At 57.9% G+C, this 23,391-nt stretch carries 20 protein-coding genes and 4 tRNA genes; 14 read left to right on the top strand and 10 right to left on the bottom strand.

The window, feature by feature from the left end:
• Positions 1-64: 64 nt before the first annotated feature.
• The 6 genes from alaS (at position 65) to NL116_RS23255 (ending at position 4,885) form a co-directional block, all read left to right on the top strand.
• Positions 65-2,689 carry an alanine--tRNA ligase gene (gene alaS / locus NL116_RS23280; protein ID WP_494374211.1) on the top strand — a complete coding sequence of 875 codons (2,625 nt, stop codon included), beginning with the start codon at positions 65-67 and terminating at the stop codon, positions 2,687-2,689.
• Positions 2,690-2,780: 91 nt separating this feature from the next.
• On the top strand, positions 2,781-4,022 hold the full coding sequence (locus NL116_RS23275; RefSeq protein WP_027923937.1) for an aspartate kinase: 1,242 nt from the start codon (positions 2,781-2,783) through the stop codon (positions 4,020-4,022).
• A 188-nt stretch (positions 4,023-4,210) separates the two neighbouring features.
• Positions 4,211-4,399 carry a carbon storage regulator CsrA gene (gene csrA, locus NL116_RS23270; RefSeq protein WP_002554426.1) on the top strand — a complete coding sequence of 63 codons (189 nt, stop codon included), beginning with the start codon at positions 4,211-4,213 and terminating at the stop codon, positions 4,397-4,399.
• 62 nt (positions 4,400-4,461) lie between these two features.
• Positions 4,462-4,552: transfer RNA gene (locus NL116_RS23265), tRNA-Ser, on the top strand.
• 107 nt (positions 4,553-4,659) lie between these two features.
• Positions 4,660-4,736, top strand: a tRNA-Arg gene (locus NL116_RS23260).
• Between the two features lie 72 nt (positions 4,737-4,808).
• Positions 4,809-4,885, top strand: a tRNA-Arg gene (locus tag NL116_RS23255).
• Positions 4,886-4,904: 19 nt separating this feature from the next.
• Here the strand turns inward: NL116_RS23255 and NL116_RS23250 are convergent.
• Positions 4,905-5,423 (bottom strand): cell envelope protein SmpA, encoded by a 519-nt coding sequence (locus NL116_RS23250; protein WP_494374210.1) that lies wholly within the window; start codon positions 5,421-5,423, stop codon positions 4,905-4,907.
• A 319-nt stretch (positions 5,424-5,742) separates the two neighbouring features.
• Here NL116_RS23250 and mgtE point away from each other — a divergent pair, with 319 nt between their 5' ends.
• The gene (mgtE, locus tag NL116_RS23245; RefSeq protein WP_010457218.1) at positions 5,743-7,185 is read left to right on the top strand and encodes a magnesium transporter; all 1,443 of its coding nucleotides are present in this window, start codon (positions 5,743-5,745) and stop codon (positions 7,183-7,185) included.
• A 103-nt stretch (positions 7,186-7,288) separates the two neighbouring features.
• Here mgtE and NL116_RS23240 read toward each other — a convergent pair whose 3' ends face one another.
• A complete protein-coding gene (locus NL116_RS23240) occupies positions 7,289-7,615 on the bottom strand; it encodes an Arc family DNA-binding protein (protein WP_003178899.1) in 327 nt (108 codons plus the stop codon).
• Between the two features lie 386 nt (positions 7,616-8,001).
• On the opposite strand from NL116_RS23240, the gene phnN reads away from it, so the two are divergent.
• On the top strand, positions 8,002-8,562 hold the full coding sequence (phnN, locus tag NL116_RS23235; RefSeq protein WP_494374209.1) for a phosphonate metabolism protein/1,5-bisphosphokinase (PRPP-forming) PhnN: 561 nt from the start codon (positions 8,002-8,004) through the stop codon (positions 8,560-8,562).
• On the opposite strand, the gene NL116_RS23230 is transcribed toward phnN, so the two are convergent.
• Both NL116_RS23230 and NL116_RS23225 read right to left on the bottom strand, forming a co-directional pair.
• Positions 8,537-8,716, bottom strand: coding sequence for a PA3371 family protein (locus tag NL116_RS23230; RefSeq protein WP_494374208.1), 180 nt, complete (start codon positions 8,714-8,716; stop codon positions 8,537-8,539). The two genes, phnN and NL116_RS23230, sit on opposite strands and share 26 nt — an antisense overlap.
• 23 nt (positions 8,717-8,739) lie before the next feature.
• Positions 8,740-8,970 carry a hypothetical protein gene (locus tag NL116_RS23225; RefSeq protein ID WP_494374207.1) on the bottom strand — a complete coding sequence of 77 codons (231 nt, stop codon included), beginning with the start codon at positions 8,968-8,970 and terminating at the stop codon, positions 8,740-8,742.
• 289 nt (positions 8,971-9,259) lie between these two features.
• Here NL116_RS23225 and NL116_RS23220 point away from each other — a divergent pair.
• Both NL116_RS23220 and chrA read left to right on the top strand, forming a co-directional pair.
• A tRNA-Arg gene (locus NL116_RS23220) sits at positions 9,260-9,336 on the top strand.
• A gap of 92 nt (positions 9,337-9,428) precedes the next feature.
• The gene (gene chrA / locus NL116_RS23215; RefSeq protein ID WP_494374206.1) at positions 9,429-10,766 is read left to right on the top strand and encodes a chromate efflux transporter; all 1,338 of its coding nucleotides are present in this window, start codon (positions 9,429-9,431) and stop codon (positions 10,764-10,766) included.
• 186 nt (positions 10,767-10,952) lie between these two features.
• Here the strand turns inward: chrA and NL116_RS23210 are convergent, their stop codons facing one another.
• Both NL116_RS23210 and NL116_RS23205 read right to left on the bottom strand, forming a co-directional pair.
• Positions 10,953-11,093, bottom strand: coding sequence for a hypothetical protein (locus tag NL116_RS23210; protein WP_494374205.1), 141 nt, complete (start codon positions 11,091-11,093; stop codon positions 10,953-10,955).
• Positions 11,094-11,168: 75 nt separating this feature from the next.
• A complete protein-coding gene (locus tag NL116_RS23205; protein ID WP_494374204.1) occupies positions 11,169-15,314 on the bottom strand; it encodes a CheR family methyltransferase in 4,146 nt (1,381 codons plus the stop codon).
• A 209-nt stretch (positions 15,315-15,523) separates the two neighbouring features.
• On the opposite strand from NL116_RS23205, the gene NL116_RS23200 reads away from it, so the two are divergent.
• From NL116_RS23200 to NL116_RS23185, 4 genes are all read left to right on the top strand, one after another.
• Entirely contained in the window at positions 15,524-17,128 is a 1,605-nt protein-coding gene (locus NL116_RS23200) for a response regulator (RefSeq protein ID WP_494374203.1), read from the top strand.
• Positions 17,125-17,817: a sensor histidine kinase gene (locus tag NL116_RS23195; RefSeq protein WP_494374202.1), complete on the top strand. Its 693-nt coding sequence runs from the start codon at positions 17,125-17,127 to the stop codon at positions 17,815-17,817. The genes NL116_RS23200 and NL116_RS23195 overlap by 4 nt, the downstream gene beginning before the upstream one ends.
• A 199-nt stretch (positions 17,818-18,016) precedes the next feature.
• Complete coding sequence (locus NL116_RS23190) at positions 18,017-19,258, top strand: glutamine synthetase family protein (RefSeq protein WP_494378119.1); 1,242 nt, start codon at positions 18,017-18,019, stop codon at positions 19,256-19,258.
• Positions 19,259-19,327: 69 nt separating this feature from the next.
• A complete protein-coding gene (locus NL116_RS23185) occupies positions 19,328-20,701 on the top strand; it encodes an MFS transporter (RefSeq protein WP_494374201.1) in 1,374 nt (457 codons plus the stop codon).
• Between the two features lie 67 nt (positions 20,702-20,768).
• On the opposite strand, the gene NL116_RS23180 is transcribed toward NL116_RS23185, so the two are convergent.
• The 4 genes from NL116_RS23180 to flgA all read right to left on the bottom strand — a co-directional run bounded on the left by NL116_RS23180 (position 20,769) and on the right by flgA (position 23,380).
• On the bottom strand, positions 20,769-21,515 hold the full coding sequence (locus tag NL116_RS23180) for a flagellar brake protein (RefSeq protein ID WP_494374200.1): 747 nt from the start codon (positions 21,513-21,515) through the stop codon (positions 20,769-20,771).
• Between the two features lie 92 nt (positions 21,516-21,607).
• A complete protein-coding gene (locus tag NL116_RS23175; RefSeq protein ID WP_494374199.1) occupies positions 21,608-22,075 on the bottom strand; it encodes a flagella synthesis protein FlgN in 468 nt (155 codons plus the stop codon).
• Between the two features lie 49 nt (positions 22,076-22,124).
• On the bottom strand, positions 22,125-22,451 hold the full coding sequence (gene flgM / locus NL116_RS23170; protein WP_494374198.1) for a flagellar biosynthesis anti-sigma factor FlgM: 327 nt from the start codon (positions 22,449-22,451) through the stop codon (positions 22,125-22,127).
• Between the two features lie 167 nt (positions 22,452-22,618).
• Positions 22,619-23,380, bottom strand: a complete 762-nt coding sequence (flgA, locus tag NL116_RS23165) for a flagellar basal body P-ring formation chaperone FlgA (protein WP_494374197.1) — start codon at positions 23,378-23,380, stop codon at positions 22,619-22,621.
• Between the last annotated feature and the right edge of the window lie 11 nt (positions 23,381-23,391).

Here is a 23,391-nt window from a genome sequence, read left to right as displayed (position 1 = left end):
GCCGTCGCTTCGTCTGTTGACGTTTCGAACAGGCCTTTGGCCGCAGCCTCCGTGGAAGAACCTAATGAAAAGCGCAGAAATCCGTGAAGCCTTCCTTCGCTTCTTCGAAGAGCAAGGCCACACCCGTGTAGCCTCCAGCTCTTTGATTCCGGGCAACGACCCAACCCTGCTGTTCACTAACGCGGGGATGAACCAGTTCAAGGACTGCTTCCTGGGCCAGGAAAAACGTGCGTACACCCGCGCGGTCAGCAGCCAGAAATGCGTGCGCGCCGGCGGCAAGCACAACGACCTGGAAAACGTCGGTTATACCGCCCGTCACCACACCTTCTTCGAAATGCTGGGCAACTTCAGCTTTGGTGATTATTTCAAGCGAGACGCTATCACCTACGCTTGGAACTTCCTGACCTCCGACCAGTGGCTGAACCTGCCGAAGGAAAAGCTCTGGGTCACGGTCTACGCCAGCGATGACGAGGCGTACGACATCTGGACCAAGGAAATCGGTGTGCCGGCCGAGCGCATGGTTCGCATCGGCGACAATAAAGGGGCGCCGTACGCGTCCGACAATTTCTGGACCATGGGCGATACCGGCCCGTGCGGTCCTTGCACCGAGATTTTCTACGATCACGGCGCCGACATCTGGGGCGGCCCACCGGGCTCGCCGGAAGAAGACGGTGACCGTTATATCGAGATCTGGAACAACGTGTTCATGCAGTTCAACCGCACCGCCGATGGCGTGTTGCACCCGTTGCCAGCGCCGTCGGTCGACACCGGCATGGGCCTTGAGCGGATCAGTGCCGTGCTGCAGCACGTTCACTCGAACTATGAAATCGACCTGTTCCAGAGCCTGCTGAGCGCTTCGGCGAAGGCCATCGGTTGCACCAACGACGCTCAGGCCTCCCTGAAAGTCGTGGCTGACCACATCCGCTCTTGCGGCTTCCTGATTGCCGACGGCGTGCTGCCATCCAACGAAGGTCGCGGCTATGTGCTGCGCCGAATCATTCGTCGCGCGTGTCGTCACGGCAACAAACTGGGCGCCAAGGGCAGTTTCTTCTATCAAATCGTTGCGGCCTTGGTCGCCGAGATGGGTGAAGCCTTCCCGGAACTGAAATCCCAGCAGACGCACATCGAGCGCGTTTTGAAAGCCGAAGAAGAGCAATTCGCCAAGACCCTGGAGCAGGGCCTGAAAATCCTCGAGCAGGATCTGGCTGACCTCAAAGGTGACGTGGTGCCGGGCGACGTCGTGTTCAAACTCTACGACACCTACGGCTTCCCGATGGACCTGACCGGCGACATCGCTCGCGAGCGCAGCCTGACCATCGACGAAGAGGGCTTCGAACGCGAAATGGAAGCCCAGCGCGTTCGTGCCCGTTCCGCCAGCTCTTTCGGCATGGACTACAACAGCCTGGTCAAGGTTGATGTGGCGACCGAATTTACCGGTTACAAAGCGACCAGCGGTTCGGCGAAAGTCGTTGCCCTCTATAAAGAAGGGCAATCGGTCGACGTGTTGAGCGAAGGCGAAGAAGGCGTGGTGGTTCTGAATCAGACCCCGTTCTACGCAGAATCCGGTGGCCAGATTGGTGACTGTGGTTATCTGCAAGCCGGCAACAGCCGCTTCGACGTGCGCGATACCACCAAGACCGGCGGTGCCTTCCTGCACCACGGTGTGTTGGCTTCGGGCAGCCTGATCGTGGGCGCGCCGGTTGAAGCACACGTCGAAGCCGACGTGCGTCACGCCACGTCGCTGAACCACTCGGCAACTCACTTGCTGCACGCCGCATTGCGTCAGGTGTTGGGCGATCACGTTCAGCAGAAAGGCTCGTTGGTCGACAGTCAGCGTCTGCGCTTCGACTTCAGCCACTTCGAAGCTATCAAGCCTGAACAGTTGAAAGCGCTGGAAGACATCGTCAACGCCGAGATCCGCAAGAACTCCGCGGTTGAAACCGAAGAAACCGACATCGAAACCGCCAAGAAGAAAGGCGCCATGGCGCTGTTCGGCGAGAAGTACGGCGATAACGTGCGCGTGCTGAGCATGGGCGGCGATTTCTCGGTTGAGCTGTGTGGCGGTATCCACGCCAACCGTACCGGCGACATCGGCCTGCTGAAAATCATCAGCGAAGGCGGTGTGGCATCGGGCGTACGTCGTATCGAGGCAGTCACCGGTGCTGCGGCGCTGGCCTACTTGAACGCGGCTGAAGAACAACTCAAGGAAGCGGCCAGCCTGGTCAAGGGCAGCCGCGACAACCTGATCGACAAGCTGTCGGCTGTGCTGGAGCGCAACCGTCTGCTGGAGAAGCAACTCGAGCAGTTGCAAGCCAAGGCTGCCAGCGCGGCGGGCGACGATCTGTCGGCTGCAGCTCTGGATGTCAAAGGCGTGAAAGTACTGGCCGTGCGTCTGGACGGTCAGGATGGCAAGGCGCTGCTGGCGCTGGTCGATCAACTGAAAAACAAACTCGGCCGCGCAGTGATCCTGCTCGGCGGTGTCCATGAGGAAAAGGTCGTTCTGGTTGCAGGCGTAACCAAAGACCTGACTGGCCAACTCAAAGCCGGTGATTTGATGAAGCACGCCGCTGCGGCAGTGGGCGGGAAGGGCGGTGGTCGTCCGGACATGGCGCAGGGCGGCGGTACAGACGCCGGCGCTCTGGATGCAGCATTGGCCCTGACCGTTCCATTTGTAGAGCAGGGTTTATAAGGCCGTGTGTCTGGCTCGCGGTCTAGTGGCGGGCCAGAACGCTGTTTGAGTGATTATTTGGGCGCCCTTCATGGGCAGAGGCGGCTTTGAAATGGCTTTGATCGTACAGAAATTTGGAGGCACCTCGGTCGGCACTGTCGAGAGAATCGAGCAGGTCGCCGACAAGGTTAAGAAATTCCGCGATGCCGGCGATGACCTGGTGGTTGTGCTGTCTGCAATGAGCGGCGAAACCAACCGTCTGATCGATCTGGCCAAGCAAATCAGTGGCGACGGCCAACCGGTTCCCCGCGAGCTGGATGTGATCGTCTCCACCGGTGAGCAGGTGACGATTGCACTGTTGGCCATGGCGCTGATCAAGCGCGGCGTGCCCGCGGTGTCCTACACCGGTAATCAGGTACGGATTCTGACCGATAGCGCGCACAACAAAGCGCGTATCTTGCAGATTGATGACCAGAAGATTCGTGGTGATCTGAAAGCAGGACGCGTGGTGGTTGTCGCCGGTTTCCAGGGCGTCGACGAGCACGGCAACATTACCACCCTCGGTCGTGGCGGTTCCGACACCACCGGCGTGGCGCTGGCCGCAGCCCTGAAGGCCGATGAGTGCCAGATCTACACTGATGTCGATGGTGTCTACACCACCGACCCTCGTGTGGTGTCCGTGGCTCAGCGCCTGGAAAAGATTACTTTCGAAGAGATGCTGGAAATGGCCAGCCTCGGTTCCAAGGTACTGCAGATCCGAGCGGTCGAGTTTGCCGGCAAGTACAACGTTCCGCTGCGCGTACTGCACAGCTTCAAGGAGGGTCCGGGCACCCTCATTACTATTGATGAAGAGGAAACCATGGAACAGCCGATCATTTCCGGTATCGCATTCAACCGCGATGAAGCCAAGCTGACCATCCGTGGTGTGCCAGACATCCCGGGCGTGGCATTCAAGATTCTCGGCCCGATCAGTGCCGCGAACATTGAAGTCGACATGATCGTGCAGAACGTCGCGCACGATAACACTACCGACTTCACCTTCACCGTGCACCGCAACGACTACCAGGCGGCGCAAGCCGTGCTGGAAAAAACCGCTGGCGAGCTGGGTGCCCGTGAAGTCGTTGGCGATACCAAGATTGCCAAGGTATCGATCGTCGGTGTCGGCATGCGCTCGCACGCAGGCGTTGCCAGCCGCATGTTCGAATCCCTGGCGAAAGAAAGCATCAACATCCAGATGATCTCGACCTCGGAAATCAAAGTCTCCGTTGTGATCGAAGAGAAGTACCTGGAACTGGCCGTGCGCGCTCTGCACACAGCTTTCGAACTGGACGCGCCGGCCCGTCAGGGCGAGTGATGCGTTTACCAAAGGGCGCGGTCTGACCGCGCCCTTTGTCTTTTTTTGAATGGCGCGGCCGGAAACTGTTCTTTTGCTCGCGCTGGTCAATACTCAGGCATGTAGGGCTGCGATCATTCTGGTTGTGGGTCGAATGTCTTTTTTTTGCAGTCTGTTGTCCCTGAAATGAAATGCGTTAGGAGAAAGGTATGCTGATTCTGACCCGTCGGTGCGCAGAAAGCCTGATCATTGGTGATGGCGAAATCACCGTGACCGTGCTCGGCGTCAAAGGAAATCAAGTGCGTATCGGTGTCAACGCCCCGAAAGAGGTTGCTGTGCATCGTGAAGAAATTTACCTGCGTATAAAGAAAGAGAAGGACGAAGAACCAAGCCATTAATTTTTATCGTTTTTTATGTTTGCAAACGGGGAAAAGGTTGGTTAAGATACGCCCCGTGTTGCGGAGAGCTGGCCGAGTGGCCGAAGGCGCTCCCCTGCTAAGGGAGTACACCTCAAAAGGGTGTCGGGGGTTCGAATCCCCCGTTCTCCGCCATTATTTGCGTAGTACGTTGTAATCTGGCTTCTTCGGTAAGTTGTTGAAATTACTAGAAAAAGTGTTTGACATAGAGATTAGACGGCCTATAATGCGCGGCAACAAATGCACTCGTAGCTCAGCTGGATAGAGTACTCGGCTACGAACCGAGCGGTCACAGGTTCGAATCCTGTCGAGTGCACCATTTAAGAGTTGTTTGCAGTAATGCGAGCGACTTTGCTTCAGCCAGTTGTGGTCTGGTTTAAAAACACAAAATGCACTCGTAGCTCAGCTGGATAGAGTACTCGGCTACGAACCGAGCGGTCACAGGTTCGAATCCTGTCGAGTGCACCAAACACCAAAAAGCCTGCGTCTAACGCGGGCTTTTTGCTGTCTGGGATTTGGCTTTTCCTTTCGTGCATCCTTTCTCATCAAATTCCACATGCGCGCTACGACCTCGCTTGGCGTCGTAGCGGTAGCTCGTTGATGAATTCCTGATATTGATCTTGTCTGGCTTGCCAAGGGCGCTCTCGACGTCCTGTTGACTCATACCGGCGATGACTCGTTGATTGATGATCGCTTCGCGTCGTTCCCTGGCGCTGATCAGATTCCCGCATTTGTCTTCGGCCTGACCCACAATGGTCGGTTCTCTCCTAATGTTTTTCATACCTGATGTTTCGCCAATCTTGGCTTCTGGCATGAGGGCCATCGTGCTGCCGGGTGTGAAAGTGCGCACCTCCTTCAAAGAAAGGCTTTCTCCGGCCGTGCAGCTCAATGTGGTGAAGGTGATGTGCCCATTGGCGGCTTCACATCGGTGAACGGTCGCCGCCTCCAGCAGGAGCGGCAGGCAGAGCAGGGCGGTCAGCAAAAAACAGTACGCAATCGGTGGCATATGTCGTCCTCCTTGACGGTCGATACCAAGGGTAGCTGCTACATTTTTGGAGGATGGTGTGTTTTCTTTTCAGAATGAGTCGTCGCAATTGGATAGATAGGGTGGCGCTCAGGTTTGGCTTGCAAGCGCTTGTTTCAGCCATGATTTTTTAACGTTTAAAACCGTTGGGCGGTGTATCATTGCGCCCGTCAGCCCCGCCGGGGCTTGTGGAATACCTCCATGGACTTACCCAGTAGTTACTCAGTACCCCGTTTCACCAATCATGAATTGACTGATTGATCCTTCCGGCGTGCCCCGCTGCTGGGAGTGGAGTTCGCCTATGTCTGAAGTTGAAGTAAAGAAAACGCAAGAAAGCCTGCAGGACCGCCTCGCTCAAGTTGTTGAGCTGTTGCAGCGTCAGCGGGTTGTCGAAGACCTGACTCATCGCCAGGAAGGTCCGCATCACGACCGGGTCGAGAACCTGGTTCACCGGCAAAATCTCGTCGAGCTGCAACGCAAGCTCGATGATCTGCACTCCGCTGACGTTGCCTACATCCTTGAAGCGCTGCCGCTGGACGACCGTCTAACACTTTGGCAATTGGTCAAGGCTGATCGCGACGGCGACATTCTGCTTGAAGTATCCGACTCGGTCCGTGAAACCCTGATCGCCGACATGGACGATCATGAGCTCCTGGCTGCGGCCAAGGACATGGACGCGGACGAACTCGCTGACCTGGCTTCCGAGCTGCCGCGAGATGTCGTCCACGAGCTGATGGAAACCCTCGATGGTCAGCAGCGTGAGCGCGTTCGCTCCGCGTTGTCCTATGACGAGGAGCAGGTCGGTGCATTGATGGACTTCGAGATGGTGACCATCCGTGAGGATGTCAGTCTCGAAGTGGTCCTGCGTTACCTGCGTCGCCTCAAGGAACTGCCGGGACACACCGACAAACTGTTTGTGGTTGACTACGACGGTGTGCTGAAAGGCGTGTTGCCGATCAAGCGTTTGCTGGTCAACGATCCGGAAAAACAGGTTTCGGAAGTCATGGCCAGCGATCCGGTGAGTTTTCACCCGGACGAGGACGCCTATGATGCCGCTCAGGCGTTCGAACGTTACGACCTGATTTCCGCCCCCGTGGTCGACAAGAACGGCAAGCTGATCGGTCGTCTGACCATCGATGAAATGGTCGACCTGATTCGTGAAGAGAGCGAAAACGAAGTTCTCAACATGGCGGGTTTGCGTGAAGAAGAAGATATTTTTGCATCAGTCTGGAAATCCCTGCGCAACCGCTGGGCCTGGCTGGCGGTAAACCTGATTACCGCATTTATTGCATCGCGGGTAATCGGCCTGTTTGAAGGCTCCATCGAAAAACTGGTCGCACTGGCGGCATTGATGCCGATCGTGGCCGGTATCGGTGGCAACTCCGGTAACCAGACCATCACGATGATCGTTCGGGCCATGGCGCTCGATCAGGTCAGTACCGGAAATACTTCGCGATTGATGCGCAAAGAGCTGGCGGTTGGCTTGATCAATGGCCTGGTATGGGGTGGGGTGATTGGCGTTGTGGCTTACTTGCTTTATGGCAGTTGGTCCCTTGGCGTCGTGATGACGGCCGCCATGACGCTCAATCTGTTGTTGGCGGCGTTGATGGGGGTTTTGATTCCGATGACCCTGGCGCGGCTTGGACGCGACCCTGCGATGGGTGCGAGCGTGATGATCACCGCCATGACCGACAGCGGCGGGTTCTTCATCTTCCTCGGGTTGGCGACGATATTTCTGCTCTGACCTGACCTGCTTTAAAACCCCCGCCCAATCGGCGGGTTTTTTTTGGCTGGATGTCAGGCAAAAAAAAGCCAGCGATTATGCTGGCTTGAGCTTTCGGGGTGAATCAAGAGGCGTCTGCGGCCATTTCAGCGTCGTGTGCGATCAGCGAAACAAGGGCGTTTTGCTGGCGGTGGGACAGTTGACGGAAACGTTGCAGTAATTCGCGTTCGTGCAATGACAGCTCCGGGCTGTCCAGGCGCATGCTCAACTCTTCGCCCAGTGCACCTTCCTGAATAAGACTCTGCTCAAGGCGGGCAATGATTTCGGAATTCATGCTGCGATGATGATTGCGAGCCACCTCGGCAATGCGTTCACGCATTCCGTCTGGCAGACGTACGACGAACTTGTCAGCCGTACGGCTGGAATAAATTGCCTGTTTCAATGGGCGCATATATTTAACCGGTTAGTTCAGGGGAGCGGTTCTCGGGATTGGCCGCAGGATGTCTGTAGGACAAGCTTACTGGCCAAATGTTCAACCTGAATTGAAAGAGGCCCGCATCATGCCTCAAAGAAGCCAGATCATTGGCGTCAATTCTGTGACAAATATTGAGTCGGGTAAAGGCCTAATGCCAGCAGCCCTTGTCAGAAATGTGGACTGGTTGGAAAAATTTTACCCAGAGCCGTATTGCTGAACTCCTCCTCTGCTCCCGCAGGTGATGTCTGAAGACGTCTGAAGGTGCATGCTATGCGAATTCGATCTTTGATCCTTGTCTGGTACAGGATAGTGGCAAATGGCCGATTTACTAGGGGCAGGTGCACAGTAGGGGGCGATTCAAGATGGATGGCAGGTTGATTTATCTGATGGGGCCTTCCGGATCCGGCAAAGACAGCCTCATCGAAGCCGCTCGAAAACCTCTGCAGTCGCTAAACTGCGAAGTGGTGCGGCGGGTTATTACACGTTCGGCGGAGTCTATAGGGGAGGACGCTATCGGCGTCTCTCGCGAAGAATTCGAGCGTCTCAAAGAGGCGGATAACTTCGCGCTGTCGTGGCACGCCAATGGCCTCGATTACGGCATTCCAATACAGATTGATCAGTGGCTCAACGACGGCCGGCATGTATTGGTCAACGGTTCTCGCGGTCATCTTGCTGAGGCGCTAGTACGTTATCCCGATCTTTTCCCGGTACTCCTGACCGTCAAGGATGAAGTGTTGCGCGAACGCCTGGTGCGGCGTGACCGAGAGAGTCTGGCTGAAATTGAAGCGAGATTGCGCCGCAATGGACGATTCACGGCTGACGATACGCAGGTTCATCGACTCGATAACTCCGGCGACCTTGTCGAGACAGTCACTCATCTACTAAATCTGCTGAACCTTAACGCAGCACCGGATCGAACTTGATTTTTCGCCCCGCAATCAACGCCAACACAAACAATCCGCCGAAAACGCCACAGGCAATCAGCGGCAGGGTGATCACCGCCTCCTGAACCAAAGCCAAATGAAGAATGCCGTTCAGTAAGGCAAGGATCAAAAATCCTGCGGCGGGTTTGGACATGCTGTGCTCCTGATAGGGGGGATTCAAAATACAAAGCGTTCGGAAGCCTGCGCCACCGATGGGCCTTCCTGGCTCGCATCCTGGCGAATAAACCCGCGCTGATCGCTCATGACTGCCAATTGCGGGGCTTTTTGCAGTTGCAGGTAATGCGGCATGCGTTGAGCAACCTGCACCGCGCCGTTTTCGGGGACGAAATGAAAACTTGCCAGCACAGCCAGGGCGATTGCATTCGAGAGTAAAAGGGCGCGGTTCATGAGGCTCACCTCTTTTGTTCGTGCAACAAATGAAGCAGCCCGCGTGCCAAGAGTTTATCGGCTATTAAATCCTTTAAAAACAACGAATTAACCTATGGTTAAGAAGGGGTGGCATTGCGAATTGCAATGCTGGCATTTTGAGAGGATGCAAATTGCACGGTAAACAGACCCACAGCCCGGTAGGGCGCTTGCCTACACTTAAAAAGCCCTACGGACGACATGACAAATCCAAGCCTGCCCGTTAACATGCTCGCCGTCCTTCGCGCCGCAATCTTGCGGGGCGACGTGTGTCTCAGTAGCTCAATTGGATAGAGCATCCCCCTCCTAAGGGGAAGGTTGGCAGTTCGAACCTGCCCTGGGACACCATTTATTTCATGGCGCCTTACTCAACGCGCCGTTTCTCTTAGTGCCCGTATCGCACATTCCCTGCTTGTTCGTTTCCAGAGGCTTTGGCGCTAATGGTTGAAGAAAAGCTGTCCAGGCCGGACGCAATCAGTCTTCGTGAGGCGTTCTGGTTCTGGTTGAAGCTTGGCTTCATCAGTTTCGGCGGGCCTGCGGGGCAGATTTCGATCATGCACCAGGAGCTGGTGGAACGGCGGCGCTGGATATCCGAGCGCCGATTTCTGCATGCCCTCAACTACTGCATGTTGCTCCCCGGGCCAGAGGCGCAGCAGTTGGCCACTTATATCGGCTGGCTAATGCATCGAACCTGGGGTGGGGTGATTGCAGGCGCGCTGTTTGTGCTGCCGTCATTGTTCATTTTGATCGCGTTGTCGTGGATGTACATCGCCTTCGGTGAGGTGCCGGTGGTGGCCGGGCTTTTCTATGGCATCAAGCCGGCCGTAACCGCTATTGTCGTGCAGGCGGCCCATCGAATCGGCTCTCGGGCATTGAAAAACAATTGGCTATGGGCATTAGCGGCCGCTTCATTCACCGCAATCTTCGCCTTCAATATTCCGTTCCCGCTGATTGTTCTGGGCGCGGCGTTGATCGGTTATGTCGGCGGGCGCCTGGCGCCCGAGAAGTTCAGGACCGGTGGTCATGGTGCCGCTAAAAAGTCCTTTGGTCCGGCCTTGATCGATGACGACACTCCATCCCCGGAACATGCCCGTTTCAGTTGGTTGAAATTGGCAACGCTGGCCCTGATCGGTGCCGCTCTATGGGCGTTACCGATGGGGATCTTGACCGCGTTGTTTGGCTGGGAAGGCACCTTGACCCAGATGGGCTGGTTCTTTACCAAGGCCGCGCTGCTGACGTTTGGCGGTGCGTATGCGGTGCTTCCCTATGTCTATCAGGGGGCCGTCGGACAGTATGGCTGGCTGACACCGACGCAAATGATCGATGGCCTGGCGCTGGGTGAAACCACACCTGGGCCGTTGATCATGGTCGTGGCCTTCGTCAGCTTTGTCGGCGCGTATGTCGCACAAGTGTTCGGCAGTGAGCATGTGTTTCTGGCGGGAGCCGTGGCCGCCTGCCTGGTCACCTGGTTTACCTTTCTGCCCTCGTTCCTGTTCATCCTCGCGGGCGGGCCATTGGTCGAGTCGACCCACAACGAGCTCAAGTTCACCGCGCCACTGACTGCCATTACGGCAGCCGTCGTAGGTGTGATTCTCAATCTGGCGTGTTTCTTCGGCTATCACGTGCTGTGGCCAAAGGGTTTCAGCGGCCACCTCGATTGGCCCTCGGCACTGATCGCGATCGCCGCGGCCATTGCCCTGTTCCGCTTCAAGCGCGGTGTCATTCAGGTGCTGATGGCCTGTGCACTCGTCGGCCTGGCAGTGCATCTGCTGCGTTAGAAGCAACCCATAGCTCTCCTCGAAGCCCTGCCGGATACATTCGTCCGGCAGGGCTTTTTTGTGTCCGGCCAGCCGACGATCCACATGGCAAACCTGACAGTGCTGTGCCTTACTCCTGAAATCCTTCCATGAGGCGAAAAGGTGCAACACAAAGGCGCCCGATTCTGGTTGTGGACCAACAGTCGGTTACCGCTCCACACCTAGGAAGAAGTGCTCGGCAATGGCTTGCAGGTCGAAGTGCAGGCGTGGGTCAGTGTCGAAGGCGTCACCCAGGTGTTTGTGGGTATTTACGATGACGATGGCTGGGCAATCTGTGAGCAGTTTCACGACCGGCGCGTCGGTGAGCACTATTGCACCGCGTTGAAGTGGGGCGCGCGCCTATTTGAGCGGTTGTCTGGGCGGTTACAACACCGAAGAGCGCCGCAGTGTCTCGATGGTTTCGATGAGGTCCTCGTAGGACACCGGTTTGCCAAGGTGCTGATCAAAGCCCGATTGCCGGGCCTTTTGAATGTCGCTGCTGGCGCCATACCCCGTCAGCGCAATCGCCGGCACATTTTTGGCCTGCGGTAGTTTGCGCAACGCGCTCATCAATTCGTGACCGTTCATGATCGGCATCCCCAAGTCCGAAATGATCAAGTCGAAGCGCGTATGTTTTGCCGCGTCCAGAGCGGCTACCGGCCGGTCGAAGGCGACGACTTCGGCGTCTTCCATTTCCAGCAGCATCTTCAAGGTTTCCAGCACATCGGTCGAGTCATCGACCAACAGGATCGTTAAGCCGCTTAACCTGCCAGCGGTATCGTCGACCTGAGCGGCATGACTCTCTGGGTCATCGGCGTGGGCCATCGGCAAATAGACGCTGAACGTACAGCCTGCGCCCAACCCCTGGGAATTCACTTCGACCGATCCGCGTTGCGCCTCGGTCAATTGGCGGACCAATGACAGCCCGATCCCCAACCCTTCACGGGAATGCGTGGCATGTTGCTTTTCAGCCTGGCCAAACAAATCGAACACATGCTCGAGGTTTTCGGCGGCAATGCCGGTGCCGTTGTCTTTGACATCCAGCCGTATCGTGTTTTCCGCCTGGCTGGCAATCAGTTGGATCAGCCCGTTGGCCGGAGTGAATTTGAGGGCGTTGTTCACCAGGTTCCAGATGATCTGCTCCAGGCGCGTCGGGTCCGCGTGGACCATCAACGGCTCAGAAGGTACCTGCAACTCGACCGTGGTTTCGTGCTGCTCGTTGAGGACTACGGTGTGGATATCGCGCAGCACACTGACCAGGTCGACGGTGACCGGTTGCAGCTTGAGCTTGCCGGTGCGCACTCGGGCCACGTCCAGCAGGTCATCAATGATCCGCGCCTGGCTGGTGACGGCGTCACAAATGGTGTTCACCGCTTTGGCCGCCGGGGGCAGGGATTTGGTCAGGGGCAGGCGGCGCAGCAATTCGGCATTGAGCTGGATCAGGTTCAGCGGGTGCTTGAGCTCGTGGGACATGACCGCAAAGAATTCATCCTTGAGGTAGTTGGTATTGCGCGTCTCGGCCAGTTCCTGGCTCTGTTCTTCGTGCTGACGCTTGTGGCCAGTCAAATCCCGGGCGATTTTCACGTAACCACGCAGGTTGTCCCCGCTGAGCAAGGTTACTTCGCCGCTGCAAAAGAAGCGGCTGCCATCCTTGCGCAGGTGCCAGCGTTCATCTTCGCTGCGGCCCTGGATGCGGACTGCCAGCAGTTCGCTTTCGGGAACCCCGGCGGCACGGTCTTCGGCGGAGAAAATGAAGTCGTAGAAAGCGCCTTCCGCCTCGGCCTTGCTGTAACCGAAGATCAGCTCGGCACCTTTGTTCCAGCTGGTGATGAGGCCCTGTTCATCGAGGGTGATGATCGCGTAATCGCGGGTGCTTTCGGCCACCAGCCGCATGCGTTCTTCGCCCAGGCGTAGCTCTTCTTCTGCCGCGCGGCGTTTGGTGATGTCGATGAACGTCAACACCGTCCCGTCGATGTGGTCTTCGCTGGAGCGGTAAGGCAGCAAGCGGGCGATGTACCAGCGCTTGTCGGTGCTGCTGACTTCCCGTTCGATCATGTTCAACGACTCGAACACCAGCACGGCGTCGCTGGCCAGGGTGTCGTAATGCAGGCGATGGGTGATGTCGAGCAGCGAGCGACCCGTATCGACCGGCAGCATGCTGAAGATGTCGGTGGCGCGCGGGGTGAACCATTTGATCCGCATGCAGCGGTCGACAAACACCGTGGCAATGTCGGTGGAGGCGATCAGGTTCGTCAGGTAGTCGTTGATTTTGTCGGTTTCTTCAACTTTGGTTTTCAACTCGAAGTTGACCGTCAGCAACTCCTCGTTGATCGATTGCAGTTCTTCTTTGCTGGTTTCCAGTTCTTCGGTAGCCGAGCGCAACTCTTCGTTGATCGCCTGCATTTCTTCGTTGGAAGCTTTCAGTTCCTCGCTGGAGACTTCCGATTGTTCAATGGTGTCCTGCAAATGCAACTTGGTCCGTTGCAGTTCGCGCTCAAGATTGGACAGCACTTGGCTTTCGGTCTGTAGCAGGGTCGTGGCGGTCTGTTCGGGCGGGTCGATTTCGACTTCTTCGAAGATCACCAGCACGTAATCGCCATCCGACTCTTCGTCCTTATAAGGCTGAGCCACGAGATCGATCATGTAGCTCAGATCACCGCGCTTGAGCGGTACGGCCCGGGACTTGACCACCAGGCCGCTCTGTTGCACCTGAAACAGGGTGGTGCGGATTTCCAGGCGCAACTCCGGCAGGATCAGCGTCAACAGATTGCGTGACAGCTCGCCGCCCACGTGCCGTAGAAAGCGCCCGGCGCTCTCGCTCATGTGCAGGATGTCGGCGTTGGCATCGACAATCATGCTCGGCGGTGCGGCACTTTCAAGCGCGCGTTGGTGAATATCGGCAAAGGACAGCTTGCGTGGCGCTGTGCTGGGCGGTGTCTCACGGGACGTACTCGCACGCACGTAGCCGCCACGGGGCATGGTCGGCGTGCGACGGCTGTTGGCGGTGCCGGTCTTGGCGCGGAAGATGCGGTTGCGTTTATCCACCGGGGCGAACAACTCGTGGCACGCATCTGCGCTCTCTGAAGTACCGAGGAACAGGAAACCGCCGGGACGCAGCGCGAAATGAAACATCTGCAGGATTTCGCGTTGCACTTCGCGATCCAGATAAATCAGCAGGTTGCGGCAGACGATCAGGTCGATTTGCGAGAACGGCGGATCCGACAGCAGGCTGTGCTTGGCAAACAGCACCCGTTCGCGAATTTCCTTGCGGATCCGGTAGTGATCGTCCTCCTTGACGAAATAATGCCGCAGCCGCGTCGGCGGCACATCGGTGATGATCGCTTGCGGATACAGGCCGGTGCGGCCGACGCTGATGGCGCGCTCATCGATGTCGGTGGCGAACAATTGCATGGTCGCTTTGCTGGCGTCCAGTTGCAGTTGATCGTTGAGCAAGATCGCCAGGCTGTAGGCTTCCTCGCCGGTGGAACACCCGGCGGACCAGACGCGAATCTCTTCTTTTTCCGGTCGCGAGGACACGGCGGCGCTGACCAGCTGCGGCAAGACATCCCGCTCCAGCGCTTCGAACGCCTCACGATCCCTGAAGAAGTTGGTCACGCCGATCAGCATGTCACCGAGCAGCGCCTTGGTTTCTTCGGGATTGCTTTGCAAGTAGCTGTAATACGCTGTCAGGTCCGGCTGGGCCGTGACCTGCAACCGCCGCTCGATCCGCCGTAACACGGTCGCGCGTTTGTAATGCTTGAAGTCGTGGCCGGTGCCGGTGCGCAACTGAATGAGAATGTCGTGGAGCATTTGTTCATTGGCCGCCGCCTCGCGCTCGGACATCGACGTGTTGATTTTCAGGTCGGCCTCGGCGTCAGTGGCGGGGGGCAGGGTGATCTCTCTGGCGTTTTGCCACAGCTCCAGCAATTTTTGCGGCATTTCCGTGACGGGCAATATCAGGTCGACCATGCCGGTCTCGATGGCCGCGCGGGGCATACCAACGAACTCGGCGTCTTCCGGGACTTGGGCCAGGGTCACGCCAGCCTGTTCCTTGATGCGTGACAATCCGACTGCGCCATCGGTGCCGCTGCCGGACAGGATCAGGCAAAACGCACGCTCGCGATGAACATCGGCGAGGTCGCGGAAGAACAGATCGATCGAGGCGTGCCGCGTCGCGTGCGGGTCGCGGCTGCGGACCTCAAGAAAGCCGTCGTCCATGGCCAGGCGCTGGGCCGGCGATATCACATAAACGTGGTTTTTCTCGATGGGCACGGTCTCGGTGACCTGCAGGACCGGCATTTTCGTCGATTCCTGGATGATCTTGTCGGCAATGCTTTGGTGGTCGGGCGACAGGTGAAGAATGATGACAAACGCCATGCCGTTGTCGTGAGGCATGTTCTCGAAAAACAGCTTGATAGCTTGCAGTCCCCCCGCAGACGCGCCGATGCCGACCACCGGAAAATCCAGGTTGCTCGGGCGTGGGGCCTTGTGCTCGGAAGCGCCGGCCGGTTGCTTGGGGGGGATGGTCATCTGTTCTGCCTTCTACCGGCGACATGGGGGGAATCGTTGTAAACGGGGGATGAAGCGCGCGTCGATAAAACAGGATAATCCCGTTTTTAAATAACGCGTTCAAATATTTAGTCATCGCTTGAAGGTCACTGCGTCTCAAGGTATCGGCACTGTTGGCCGATAACCCGAACGGTCATGTTCATCTTCTTAAAACTGCCTGGAAATCTTCGATGCTGTCGTATCACCAAAAGAGTTTTTTGATCGTCGATGATTTCTCGGATTTTCGCAGTTCCGTCAGGTCCATGCTGCGTGAGCTGGGCGTCAAGGACGTGGATACCGCGGATTCTGGCGAACAGGCGCTGCGCATGTGTTCGCAGAAGGCCTACGATTTCATCTTGCAGGATTTTCACCTCGGCGACGGCAAGAAGAACGGTCAGCAAGTCCTCGAAGACTTGATGATCGAGAAGCTGATCAGCCATGAAAGCGTATTCGTCATGGTGACCGCCGAAACCAGTCAGGCCATGGTGCTCAGTGCGCTGGAGCATGAACCGGACGCCTACCTGACCAAACCGTTCAACCGCTCTGGCCTGGCGCAGCGCCTTGAGCGTCTGGAGCAGCGCAAGAACCTGCTCAAGCCGATCCTGCAAGCCCTCGACCGTGGCAAGCCGCTGGAAGTGCTCAATGCCTGCATCGAATTGTGCAAGAAGGACATCCGTTATTCGCCGCTGTGTTTGCGCTACCGCGCGGATGCATTGCGCGACTTGAATCAGAACGAAGCGCTGGAGCGCCTCTACGACAGCATCATCGCGGATCGGCCGTTGCCCTGGGCGTTCGCCGGGTTGGGCCAGCTGCTGTTCAAGCGCGGCCAGGTCAGCCAGGCCAAGGGCATTTATGAAAAAGCCCTGAAAGTGTTTCCGATGATGCCAGCGCTGTATGACGGCATGGCCGACGTGCTGGTGGTCGAAGGCGACACCAAGGGCGCGCAGAAGGTATTGGAAGAAGCCATTCGCCTGTCGCCGCTGGCCGTGCGCCGACAAGCGTTGCTGGGCAAACTGGCGATGACCAACGAAGATTTCGACACCGCCTCCAGAGCGTATCGTCAGGCAGTGTCCCAAGGCGCGCAGTCGCGGTTCAAGGACGCGGAAAGTAACCTCGGCCTGGCTCACGCCTTGATCAGCAAAGGCAGCGAGAAAGGCCTGGATACCCGCACCCGCCTGGAAATCAATACGACCCTCAGCCTTGTAGCCAAGGAAAACCCGAGCGATCCGGGCCTGCAAATTCGTGCGCGCCTGATGAAAGCCACCAGCCTGTTGCTCAACGACGCCGAAACCGCCGAGAAACTCACCGAACAAGCATTGATGCGTCTCGACGGCATGGAGCAATTCATGAGCGCCGAGGCGGCGCTGCTGGTGGCCAAGCAGTTGCAAATGCTCGGTCAGGCAAGCGCTGGCGCCTCGATGCTGAAGAACTGCGCGGAAATCTACGGTGACGACCCGGTGGTGATGAAGGGGATCGCCAAGCTGACCGACGACCCGACCATCCTCAGTTCCAGCAACGCCGCCGCCGAGCTCAACCGTGAAGGCGTGCGGGTGTACAAGACAGGAAACTTGGTGGAAGCCCGGTCGGTGTTCCGCAGGGCGCTGGCGATGCAGCCGAAAAACATCAGTATTGCCCTGAACATGGCGCAGTCGCTGCTGCACGGCACCGACACCAGTGTGCCGTCGGCGGAAATCGACGAATGTCGGGTCTGCTTGAAAATGGTCGGCTTGATGCCCGACACCGACGCGCGTTATCCGCGCTATCAGAAACTGAAAATCAAGGCGTTCGGCGGATGAGCCAAGACAACCCGGCATTGGATTTCTCGACGGTGATTGCCTCCACCGTGCACGACATGAAGAACTCGCTCGCCATGTTGATGCAGGCGCACAGCCAATGGCTGGCGCGCCTGCCCGACCCGGAGCAGCACAGCCCGGAGCAGGGCGTCATCGAGTATGAATTCGCGCACCTCAACGGCATGCTGGTGCAGTTGTTGGGTCTGTACAAACTGGGCGTCAATCAACTGCCGTTGCAACCGGCCTATCATGACCTGGATGATTTTCTCGAAGCGCAACTGGCCAGCCATCAAGAAGTGTTCGCCAGTCGCGGCATTATCGCGACCTATGAAGTCGATCCCTTGAGTCCGCTGGGTTTCTTCGATCGCGAGCTGGTCGCCTCGGTGCTGGGCAACCTCATCAACAACGCCATTCGTTATGCGCGCGAGTCGCTGTTGATCAGCGTCAGTGACGAGGGTGGCCAATTGGTCCTGACCATTAATGACGACGGCGCCGGCTATCCGGTCGAGATGATCGAGTTTCAGGCCGACTATGTGCAAGGCATCAATTACACCAACAGTAGCACCGGCCTGGGCCTGTACTTTGCCGGTCGGATCGCCGCGTTGCATCAGCGCAACGGCGTCGGTGGCAGCACGCGGCTGAGCAATGGCGGCCCGTTGGGCGGCGCAGTGTTCAGCCTTTATCTGCCCTGAGCCTTCTTTATTGTGTGGCGCTGCTTGAAATTCCGAACAGGCGAAGCCTATTTTGTACGGGTCGCCGTTCGCGGCTCGCACAACAAGGGATTGCGTCATGACAACCGATGGCCATCGTTCACTCGCACAGCGATTGACGGGCATTGATGAGATTGAATGTGTCACGCCGGATTTGAATGGAGTTCCCCGGGGCAAAGTCATGACGGCCGAGGGTTTCCTCGAAGGACGTCGGTTGCAGTTGGCGCGGGGTGTGCTGCTGCAATGCATCATGGGCGGGTATCCACCCGCGCGTTTTTACGGCAGCGATGACGGCGACCTCGCGTTGGTGCCGGACCCTGCACATATCTATCGCTTGCCCTGGAGCCAGCAGCCTCGGGCGCTGGCCATTTGCGATGCGGACGAATTGAACGGCGCCCCCTCAAGTCTGTCGACCCGCGGCCAACTCAAGTCAGTGATCGCCCGTTACGCGGCGCTCGGCCTGGCGCCGGTGGTGGCGACCGAACTTGAGTTTTTTGTGTTCGCGCCCAACCCCGATCCGGCTCAACCGTTCCAGCCGCCGCTGGGCGTGGACGGTCGTCGCGAGGGCGGGCAGTCGGCGTTCAGTGTCAGTTCCAATAACGGCTTGCGGCCGTTCTTCAGTGAAGTCTATGAATGCATGGCGGCGCTGGGTCTGCCGCGCGATACCTTCATGCACGAAATGGGTGTCAGTCAGTTCGAGATCAATCTGCTGCACGGTGATCCGCTGCTGCTGGCCGACCAGACATTGCTGTTCAAACACCTGCTCAAGGAGGTCGCGCTCAAGCATGGCCTGATTGTGGTGTGCATGGCCAAGCCGCTGGCACACACGCCGGGCAGTTCGATGCATATTCATCAAAGCGTCGTCGACATCAACACCGGACGGAACGTGTTCAGCGACGAGGCGGGTCAGCCGACTGCGACCTTCCGTCACTTCATCGGCGGTCAGCAGGCCGGGATGGCGGACTTCACGGCGCTGTTCGCACCGAACGTGAACTCGTATCAGCGCTTGTGCCATCCGTATGCGTCGCCGAATAATGCCTGCTGGTCCCACGACAACCGTGCCGCCGGGTTGCGCATTCCGGCCAGCTCGCCGGTCGCTCGTCGGGTCGAAAACCGTTTGCCGGGGGCCGACGCCAATCCGTACCTGGCCATCGCGGCCAGCCTTGCCGCCGGGTTGCATGGTATTGAGAATAAACGGGAGCCCAGCGAGGCGATCCAGGGCGAATTCGAAGTGCCGGATAATCTTTCGTTGCCGTGTACCTTGCATGCGGCTATTGAGCGTCTGAAACGTAGCCAATTGGCGAAGGAACTGTTTGGCACTGAATTCATCGAAGGCTACGTCGCTTCGAAGTCCATGGAGCTGACCAGCTTCTTTGATGAAATTACCCCTTGGGAACGGCGTGTTTTAGCCGCCCAAGCCTGACGCTTCGTCGTCTTCGGGCTATCGTTTCGATAGCCTGATCTTCACTGCAAGGAGCCGCTCGGAACGCCGATGCGCCAAATCTGGAAATCCTTTCGAGCGCTGTATTTCGCCTCGCTGATGATGTTGATCGGCTCGGGCCTGTTGAGCACTTACCTGGCCTTGCGCCTGGCGGCCGATCACGTCGACAGCTTGTGGGTCGGTGCGTTGATGGCGGCCAACTACTTCGGCCTGGTGCTGGGTGGCAAGATCGGTCACCGGCTGATTGCCCGGGTCGGGCATATTCGGGCTTATGCCGCGTGTGCCGGGATCGTCGGTGCGGCGGTGCTCGGTCATGGGTTGATCGACTGGCTGCCGGCCTGGCTGTTCCTGCGGGTGATCGTCGGCCTGGGCATGATGTGCCAATACATGGTCATCGAGAGCTGGCTCAACGAGCAGGCCGATGCCAAACAGCGTGGCATGGTCTTCAGCGGCTACATGATCGCTTCCTACCTGGGGTTGGTGCTGGGTCAGCTGATTCTGGTCATGCACCCCGGCCTGGGTTTGGAGCTGCTGATGCTGGTCGCCCTGTGTTTCGCCCTGTGCCTGGTGCCAGTGGCCCTGACTCGACGGATTCACCCGGCGCCGTTGCACCCCGCGCCGATGGAGCCGCGCTTCTTCATTAAGCGTGTGCCGCAATCGTTGAGCACGGTGCTCGGGGCGGGGCTGATCGTCGGCTCGTTCTATGGTCTGGCGCCGCTGTATGCCTCCCAGCAGGGGTTGTCCACCGAGCAGGTCGGTCTGTTCATGGGTAGCTGCATTTTTGCCGGCCTGCTGGTGCAGTGGCCGTTGGGGTGGCTGTCGGATCGTTACGACCGGGCGCTGTTGATCCGCTGTTTTGCCTTTAGCCTGGCGCTGGCGGCGTTGCCGTTGGCGATCCTGCAGAAAGTGCCGTTGGAGGTGTTGTTCATCTCCGGGTTCCTCTGTTCGCTGGTGCAGTTCTGCCTGTATCCGTTAGCGGTGGCCTTCTCCAATGACCACGTCGAAGGTGATCGCCGGGTCTCGCTGACGGCAATGTTGTTGGTGACCTACGGTGTCGGCGCCAGTATCGGGCCGCTGGTCGCCGGGGTGCTGATGAAGCTGTTCGGCAGCCACATGCTCTATGCGTTTTTCAGTTTCTTCGCGCTGGTACTGGTGTGGCGAATCCGTCCGAAAGCGGTCACCAACCTGCATCAGGTCGACGATGCACCGCTGCATCACGTGGCCATGCCGGACAGCATGTCGAGTTCGCCGCTGGTGGTCTGCCTTGATCCGCGTGTCGATGAGCAGATCGTTCAAGAGCAGATGCACAGCCCGCCGCATCCGGAAGCGGAGCCGGAACCAGAGGTGGAAGTGGAAAGTGAGCCGACGCCACCGGAAGATCCGGATGCTGGACGCGAGCAAAGTTTCACTGAAGCCAGACCTTGATTGTTTGATGCATAAAAAAACGGGCAGTCACCGCAAGGGACTGCCCGTTTTTTGTTGAAGCGTTGGATCAGAAATCGTCTTTGTCGAAGCGCCGTGCTTCACGCTGTAGTTGGTAGACGAAACGCTCGACCTGCCGTTGAACCAGCCCGCTCATGTTGTGAAAACGGATGCCGGCGAAGGTGGTGGAGACCTTTTCTTCGAAATGCAGGTAACGCAGTTCCACCGGGGTGGTCATGCTGCCGAAGGGCAGGGCGGCGACGAAGCGGTCGTAGACCTGGCCCAGCTGCAGCCGGCCGGTGATGTCGCCGTCAAAGCGCAACTTGCAGCCGGTAGCGGAGATATCCAGCAACTTGCCGTTGACCGGCGACTTGAGTTTTTCGCCGCCCAGTTCGACATCCACCAACTGCGCCAACTTCAATGCAGCCCGGAAGGCGTTGCGGCGCTGGTGGTAGACCACTTCGTCAGGGAGTTTGCCGCGATAACAGCGAGTGTTGTTGAACTCGTCGAGGCTCAGCGGGCCGTTGCTTTCCCACGCGATGCGCACGCCGTCGTGGAAGCCTTCGACCCGAAACGATTCGCCCGCCAGCAAGTAGCGTTCGCCATCGCGAGGCACCATTTCATCCAGGGCGATCATATTGTTGTCACGGTCAACCTCCACCAGATAGCTCTGGAAGCGCTGGTTACGTTCGTGGAACGTAATGATCAGCGGGTCGTGGCTTTCTTGCAGTTGCCGCAGGTTACCCGCGATCTCCATGGGCGTGGAGAGCACCTTGGGTGGCTGCGGAGCATCTTCCGCGGTTAAGGCATTGGACACGGTTCATCGTTCTCCGGACAAATGTGACAGCGCATGGCTAGCATACTGCCAGCATGTGAGGCGTCTTGAAAGTGCGAACTCAATCAACAGGTTCACGCCTGACTGAGCGGGCGCGGCTTCGCTAGCTTGGCGGTTGATCCGCGGGCATCGTAAAGCGCGGGTGGTTCGCCGCCGGTGAGGATCTTCAGCTGATTGGCCGTGGCGGCCTGCTGGATCAGGATCGACTGACCATTATTGACATTGATGGCCTGGCACTGAGCCAGAAGATCGGTCAGGGCATCGCTCTGCGCAAGCAACTGATCGCCGATGCTTGACTGGCTGGCGAGTTGCTCCAGACCGTTGCGATTGGTAGGCAGATTGAGGCTTGCGAGCACTTCGCTGCGCTTGCGGCCATGCTGTTCGAGCAGAATGATCATTGCCTGTTTGCGCGCCAGAATGTCTTCGAGCAGTGGCATGTCGCGACCATGCAAGGCGAGGGACTCGGTTTGCAACAACTCCAGCAAGTGTTGCGCTGGAGCAAAGTCGTCGATGATCAGTTGCAGTAAATTAGTGTCGTGCATGGCTGGCCTTGGGGTTTAAGCGTCCAAAAGCCTGGCGCAGGCCGAAGGCCTAGCGCTGGGCTTCGAAGTTGAGCAGTTTGCTGGCTACACGGTTGCTGTCGACTTTATAGCTGCCATCGGCAATCGCTGCTTTCAACTCGGCCACGCGGGCATCGTCGACGGCAGGCTGATCGCGCAGCTTGTCAGTGACCTTCTGCAACTGTTGAGCCTCATTGCTGAGGTGTACCGATTCCCCGCTTTTGGCGGTACTGGCCTGTTCGGCCGGGGTATTCAGCGGCGCGGATTTGCCGGCTTCGGCAGTGTCCTTGTTGGCGCTGGTACGCGTACTGCCGGTCAGTGACGAGGAACTGTTCAAACGGCTGAAATCGATGACCATGATAAAAAACCTCTGGGAATTTGGACGCTTGCCATGTTTTCGGCTCTTCCTGCAAAAACTTTAGGCCCATTTATCAATGAGCCTGCATGCGCCAACGCATTTCCTGCGTGAGGCACAGTTTAGGGAACCGCCACGGCCAGCGCCATGTTTTCGCAAGCACAGAGTTTCTACATGGCCACTTCCACCTGGCCCGGCGCCATGACCTGCGCCTTGATGACCCGTTGGGAGTTGAGGTTTTTTACCCGGATCTGTTCACGCAACCCGCCATTGGACAGGGCTTCGCCCGGCATACGTACGCTGAGCGTACCGCTGCGGGCGGTAATTACGACCTGGTCGCCTTTGGAGATGACTTCGGCTTGTTCGAGATGGACCAGCGTCAGTACCTGATCGGCGACCGTTGGTCGGGTAAGTTTTTGTCCAATCGTCTGCTCGACGGAGGTGAAGTAACCCTGGCCGATCAGGCTGATGTCGCGTTCGCGCAGCATAACGTCGCCGGGCTCGATATAGCCGGCGCGTTTGAGGGGGCGGGTGGTGGTGACAACCTCTCGAAACAGGCGGACTTGAGCGGGCACGAACACCGTCCAGGGCGAGGTGCTGTCGCAACGAACCTTGACCGTAACCCGGCCAATCGGGATCGCCGGGCTCTCCAGGGTGGCTGTCAATTCCTTGTCGCACATGGGCATGCGCAGGCGCGGATCGAGCTGCTTGACCTCGATCTCATAACGACCTTCGGTTTGACTGGTCGCCAAATAGTCTTCTACGGTGAACTCAAGAAAGCCCTGAGTGACGCCGATAAGCATGTCAGGCAAGGTAACTGCGTCAGCAAGGGCAGGGCTGCCAGCGTTGAACAGGCAGACGGCCGACATCGCGCAAAGCACTTGGCGAGCGTGTGATGTCAGGCGTCGGAAAAATGTCGGTTCTGTGTTCATAAGAGTTAAAA

It is taken from the genome of Pseudomonas sp. FBCC-B1667 (genome assembly GCF_059133255.1).
Note: the sequence above shows the minus strand (reverse complement) of the source record. Positions and strands in the feature narration are given on the sequence as shown.